Raw genomic sequence first — 6232 nt, 5'->3', positions numbered from 1 at the left:
CTCGCTGAGCGCGGCGGTCAGGATCGCCCCGCGCGCGATCTCCGGGTAGACGACCTCGGCCACCGCATCCGGCAGCAGCGGCAGCAGGGGCAGCAACCCCAGCCCGAGCGTCGGCAGCGCGGGCACGGCGACCGCGTCGGTGCCGAGTTCGGTGAGCAGCACGGAGATCTCCGGCAGCCCCATGCCGTCACCGCCGAAGCGCTCCGGCAGCGCGAGACCGAGCAGCCCGGTCTCGACGAGGCCGGGCCACAGCCCGAAGTCACGGGCCTGCTCGCGTTCGAGCAGGCCGACAACGACTTCGGCGACGGCGTCCTGGCCCTCGTCCCTGGTGAAATCCACGGTTGTACTCCCAGTTGGCTCGTGCGGCTGTCCGCGGTGCGGCCGGCGTCTCAGCCCGCGATGTCGCGGGGCAGCCCGAGAATGCGTTCGGCGGCGACGGTGAGCAGGATCTGCTCGGTGCCGCCCGCGATGGACAGGCAGCGGGTGAGCAGGAATTCGGTGACCTCGGCGGTCTCCTGCGCGCCGAGGGGGCCGGAGGCCTCCACCGCGAACTCGGCCACCGCCTGCCGGTGGCGTACGCCGACCAGCTTGCGCACGCTGCTCAACGCGCCCGCGTCACCGCCGGCCAGCACGGTCAGCGCCGCGCGCTGCTCGAGCAGCTGGCCGCCGATCTCCTCGGCGACGAAACCGCCGAGCCGGTCGGCGTTCAGCTCGGCGCCCGGACCGCTGCTCGGCAGTTTGGTGATCAGCTCTTCCAGCGCGCCGCCGATACCCTTGCCGCCCATGGCGATCCGCTCGGCCGACAGCGTCGAGCGAGCGATCTTCCAGCCGTTGTTCAGCGCGCCGACCAGGCAGTCGTCGGGCACGAAGACGTCGTCGAGGAAGACCTCGCTGAAGCGGGCCTCACCGGTGATCTGCACCAGCGGGCGCACCTCGAGGCCGGGGCTGCGCATGTCGACCAGGAAGTAGCTGATGCCTTTGTGCTTGGGCGCGTCCTGGTCGGTACGGGCCAGGCACAGGCCCCAGTCGGCGCGATCGCCCAGCGAGGTCCACACCTTCTGGCCGCGCAGCTTCCAGCCGCCCTCCACCCTGGTGGCGGTGGTGCGCAGCGCGGCGAGATCCGAGCCCGCCTCGGGTTCGCTGAACAGCTGGCACCAGACCACCTCGCCGCGCAGCGTCGGCCAGGCGAAGCGCTCGATCTGTTCCTCGGTGCCGTGCTGGAGCAGGGTCGGCACGGCCCAGCCGCCGACGGCGAGGTCGGGGGCGGTCAGGCCGGCGCGGCGCAGCTCCTCGGAGATCATCAGGCCGGTCATCGGGTCGGCGGCGCGGCCGTAGGGGCGCGGCCAGTGCGGCATGACCAGGCCGGCCTCGACCAGGGCGTCGTGCTGCTGCTCGACCGGCAGCGCGGCGATGGCGGCGACCTCCTCGGCCAGGCCGGTGGCCGCGGCGCCGTCGACCCGCACGCCGTCGGCGGACAGCACCCGGTCGGCGCCGGTGGTGCGACGCTGCCCGGCACGGGTCAGTTCGGTGACCCTGGCCCGCCAGCGCGCGCCGCCGCCGAGCAGCTGGCGCAGCGCGGTGGCCCGGCGCAGGTAGAAGTGCGCGTCGTGTTCCCAGGTGAAGCCGATGCCGCCGAGCACCTGGATGCAGTCCTTGGCGGTCTCCACGGCCGCGGCCAGTGCGGTGGCGGCGGCGAGCGCGGCCGCGATCGGCAGCTCGGCGCCGCCCTCGTCCACGGCGGCCGCGGCGTCGACGGCCACGGCGCGGATCAGCTCGGTGCGGCACAGCATCCAGGCGCAGATGTGCTTGACCGCCTGGAAGGAGCCGATCTTGCGGCCGAACTGCTCACGCACCTTGGCGTATTCGACGGCGGTGTCGAGGCACCACCCGGCCAGGCCTGCCAGCTCGGCGACGGCCAGCACCACCAGCAGGTCCTCGACCGGATGCGGGGCGGTGAACACCCGCTCGGCCTGCACCGGCGTCTGCGCGCAGTGCACCTGCGCCAGCGGGACACTGGGATCGGCCGGGGTCAGCTCCTCCACCCGCAGGCCGGGGGCCTCGGCGGGCACCAGGCACCAGCGCGGGCCGTCGGGCGTGCGAACGGGCAGCAACAGCGAGGTGCCCGCGTCGGCGCCGAGCACCTGCGGCCAGGTGCCGGTCAAGGTGGCCGCCCCGGTGGCCGGATCGACCGAGACCTGCTGGTCGCCAAGGAAATCGGCGGCGGTAGGATCGACCGCGACGCCACAGGGTTCACCCTCGGTGAGCGCGCCCGCGGTGACCAGGTTCGCCAGCGCGGTGGTGAGCACCGGCCCGCCGATCAGATCGCGCGCGGCCTGCTCCAGCAACACCGCCAGGTCGGCCACCGCGGCGCCCGCGCCGCCCGCCTCCTCGGGCACGGCGACGTGGAACACGCCGAAGTCGGCCAGCGCGGGCCAGTACCCGCGCCAGAACCCGGTGGAACCGGTGCGCATTGTTGCAATCGGACGGACCGAACCGGCCCACCCCCGAAGCGACTCCTGGACGGCTTTATGCTCGTCAGTGGTGGCGATGGTCACAGTCCATACCGCCCTTCCCGGCGTGACTCCCACACCTAGAACATGTTCTAATATCCATGCCGGGTCAAGTCAAGAGAGGGCCTGGGCCCGGCTCGACCGAGCGCCCCGCGAGGTCGGCCGGACAGCCGAGAAACCGATGGCGGAAAGGACTCCCACCCCATGGCCAGCCCCTCCCGACAGCCAGCCTCCTCGCGTCCGGCGACGGTCACCACGTTGAGCGAGGACGAGCTGAGTTCGGCTGCGCAGCGGGAGCGCCGCAAGCGCATCCTCGACGCGACCCTCGCCCTCGCGTCGAAGGGCGGCTACGACGCGGTCCAGATGCGAGCCGTTGCCGAGCGCGCCGATGTGGCCGTCGGCACCCTCTACCGCTACTTCCCCTCCAAAGTGCACCTGCTGGTCTCGGCGCTGGCGCGCGAGTTCGAGCAGTTCGAGAGCAAGCGCAAGCCGCTGGCCGGGGCCACCCCGCGCGAGCGCATGCACCTGCTGCTGACCCAGATCACCCGCATGATGCAGCGCGACCCGCTGCTCACCGAGGCCATGACCAGGGCGTTCATGTTCGCCGACGCCTCCGCCGCGGCCGAGGTCGATCGAGTGGGCAAGGTGATGGACCGGGTGTTCGCCCGCGCCATGAACGACGGCGAGCCCGACGAACGGCAGCTGGCCATCGCCCGCGTCATCAGCGACGTGTGGCTGTCCAATCTGGTGGCATGGCTCACCCGCCGGGCCTCGGCCACCGATGTCAGCGATAGGCTGGAACTGACCGTCGACCTGCTGCTCGGCGATCAGAGGTAGCCCGAACAGAGCGGTTCCACCAAGGGGTTACCCGCCGGTTACTCGTGCGTTAACCGGCCGAATCGGTGATCTGGGCTGGATTCGCGCGCACACGGACCGGCGCGATGTGGTGCGGCAAATTCAACACAGTATTGTTCTGCCCGCCCGTGAAACATCCCCCTCCGATCACTAGGTTGGATGCGTGAGCGCACAGGATCTGCCACAAGAACTTCGCCGTGCACTGTCGACGGTCGCGCGCGAACCGAGACTGCTGGTCGCCTCGGATTACGACGGAACGCTCGCCCCGATCGTCTCCGATCCGTCCAAGGCGACCCCCCACCGGGAGTCGGTGAGCGCGCTACGCGCCCTCGCCGGGCTGCCCGGCACCACCGCGGCGGTCATCTCCGGCCGTGCCTTACGCGATCTGGCGGCCTTGTCGCGCCTACCGGTAGAGGTCCAGCTGATCGGCAGCCACGGTTCGGAATTCGACATCGGCTTCGTGCACGCGATCGACGCCGATGCCAAGCAGTTGCTGCGCGAGGTGCAGACCACCCTCGGTGAGATCTCGGCCACGCATCCGGGCACCACGATCGAGGTCAAGCCGGCCAGTGTCGCCCTGCACGTGCGCAACGCGGTCTCCCCCGAGATCGCGCACAGCGCACTGGAAGCCGCGCGGCAGGGGCCCGCGCGCTGGGTGGGCGTCCAGGTGACCGAGGGCAAGGCCGTCATCGAGCTGGCGGTCGTGCAGACCGACAAGGGCACCGCGCTCGACACCGTCCGCCACCAGGCGGGCGCGACCGCCGCGGTCTTCTTCGGCGACGACGTCACCGACGAGAAGGCCTTCCGCGTGCTGTCCGGCCCCGACCTCGGCATCAAGGTCGGTGACGGCGAGAGCCTGGCCAGGTATCGCGTGGACAGCACCGAAGCCGTCTCGCGCGCACTGGCATTCCTGCTCGAGGAGCGGCGCACCTGGCTCGCGGGCGCCAGCGCGCCGCGTATCGAGCGGCTGACCATGCTGGCCAGCCCCCGGTCGGTTGCGTTGCTGACCCCCGACGCCACCGTCACCTGGTTCTGCCATCCCGAGCCGGACTCCGCGGCGGTCTTCGCCCATCTGCTCGGCGGACCGCAGGCCGGGCACTTCAGCGTCGCCCCGCAGCGTCCCGGCCTGCCCCTGTCGCAGCGCTATGTCGACGGCACCATGACCGTCGAGACCCGCTGGGCCAGCCTCCAGGTCACCGACTATCTGCCGCACGACGTCTCGCCCAACCGCACCGACCTGACCCGCGTGATCACCGGTCACGCCAAGGCCGTGGTCACCTTCTCCCCGCGCCCGGAGTTCGGGCAGGTGCCGGTGAGCATCGAGGCCGTCGACGGCGGCCTGCGGGTGCGGGGCACCAACGACCCGATGGTGCTGCGCTCGCACGGGGTGCGCTGGACGATCGAGAACGAGGGCAGCCACGACGTGGCGACCGCGGTGGTCGACCCGTCGGAGGGCCCGATCGTGCTGGAGCTGCGGTGCGGCACGCACGATCTGGCGCCGTCGAAGACCAGCGAGCCCGACCGCAGGCGGCTGGCGGAGGCGTACTGGCGGGACTGGGCCAACCAGCTCGAGCTGCCCCCGCTCAAGCCCGACCTGATGAAGCGCTCCGCGCTGACCCTGCGCGGCCTCGTGCACGCGCCCTCCGGGTCCATCCTGGCCGCGGCCACCACCTCGCTGCCCGAGGACATCGGCGGCGTGCGCAACTGGGACTACCGCTACTGCTGGCTGCGCGACGCCGCGCTCACCGCGCAGGCGCTGGTCAGCCTGGGTTCGCTGGCCGAGGCCGAGCAGTTCCTCGCCTGGGTGCACCGGGTGCTCGAGACCATCCCCGGACCCGAGCGCCTGCACCCGCTGTACACCATCTACGGCGAGACCCTGCCCCCCGAGGCCGTGATCGACCAGCTGCCCGGCTACGCGGGCTCACGCCCGGTGCGTGTCGGCAACGCGGCCAACATGCAGGTGCAGCTCGACGTGTTCGGCCCGATCGTCGACCTGATCTCCACGCTCGCGCACGCGCGCGAGAAGAAGGGCGTCACCGCGGCGCAGCAGGCCCTGCCGGACGCCGACTGGGAACTGGTGCGGGCCATGGTCTCGGCCGTGCAACGGCGCTGGACCGAGCCCGACCACGGCATCTGGGAGATCCGCGGCAACCCGCGCCACCACGTGTACTCCAAGGTGATGGGCTGGCTGACCATCGACCGGGCGCTCACCCTGGCGAAGCGCTTCGACCGCGAGGTCGATCCGGCCTGGGAGACGCTGCGCGAGACCATCGCCGAAGAGGTGAAGGCCAAGGGCTGGAACGACGAGGTGCAGTCCTACACCGCGGCCTACGACGGCACCGATCTGGACGCGGCCACCCTGCACATCGGCCTGTCCGGGCTGATCGACCCGTCCGATCCGCGCTTCGCCGCGACCGTGGTGGCCACCGAGGCCGAGCTGCGCAGCGGCTCGACCGTCTACCGCTACCACCACGACGACGGCCTGCCCGGCGGCGAGGGCGGCTTCCATCTGTGCGCGGCCTGGCTGGTCGAGGCGTATCTGCTGATCGGGAAGCGCTCCGACGCCGAGGCGCTGTTCGCCCAGCTGGTCGACGTGGCGGGCCCGACCGGCCTGCTCAGCGAGGAGTACGACCCGATCGCCGAGCGATCACTGGGCAACCATCCGCAGGCCTACAGCCATCTCGGTCTGCTGCGCTGCGCCCAGTTGCTCTCCCAGCCGGTGCAGGCGCTGGTCTAGCCCCGGCGGCACGGCACCCCGGCGGGGGGGGGGGCGCCCCCCCCCCCCCGGGGGGGCGGGGGGGGGGGGGGGGGGCGGGGGCGCGCGCGGGGGGGGGGGGGGGGCGGGGGAGGGGGGGGGGAGGGGGGAG

4 protein-coding genes are annotated in these 6232 nt (G+C 72.1%); 2 read left to right on the top strand and 2 right to left on the bottom strand.

The window, feature by feature from the left end; translation table 11 throughout:
- Both QH283_RS14755 and QH283_RS14750 read right to left on the bottom strand, forming a co-directional pair.
- Positions 1 to 339 (bottom strand): acyl-CoA dehydrogenase family protein (locus QH283_RS14755; protein ID WP_280503570.1); only part of this gene is annotated, 339 nt, incomplete at its 3' end.
- Between the two features lie 50 nt (positions 340 to 389).
- Entirely contained in the window at positions 390 to 2555 is a 2166-nt protein-coding gene (locus tag QH283_RS14750) for an acyl-CoA dehydrogenase family protein (RefSeq protein WP_280503569.1), read from the bottom strand.
- A 159-nt stretch (positions 2556 to 2714) separates the two neighbouring features.
- Here QH283_RS14750 and kstR point away from each other — a divergent pair, with 159 nt between their 5' ends.
- Together kstR and otsB are read left to right on the top strand one after the other, a co-directional pair.
- The gene (kstR, locus tag QH283_RS14745) at positions 2715 to 3347 is read left to right on the top strand and encodes a cholesterol catabolism transcriptional regulator KstR (protein ID WP_280503568.1); all 633 of its coding nucleotides are present in this window, start codon (positions 2715 to 2717) and stop codon (positions 3345 to 3347) included.
- Between the two features lie 181 nt (positions 3348 to 3528).
- Positions 3529 to 6102 carry a trehalose-phosphatase gene (otsB, locus tag QH283_RS14740; RefSeq protein ID WP_280503567.1) on the top strand — a complete coding sequence of 858 codons (2574 nt, stop codon included), beginning with the start codon at positions 3529 to 3531 and terminating at the stop codon, positions 6100 to 6102.
- Positions 6103 to 6232 lie beyond the last annotated feature (130 nt).

The sequence above is a fragment of the Nocardia farcinica genome, assembly GCF_029867845.1.
Classification (GTDB): Bacteria; Actinomycetota; Actinomycetes; order Mycobacteriales; family Mycobacteriaceae; genus Nocardia; species Nocardia farcinica_A.
This window is presented reverse-complemented; position numbering and strand designations above follow the sequence as displayed.

Excerpts from the sequence above, each read along its gene's own strand:
- kstR (WP_280503568.1), top strand. The coding sequence starts at position 2,715 with ATGGCCAGCCCCTCCCGACAGCCAGCCTCCTCGCGTCCGGCGACGGTC.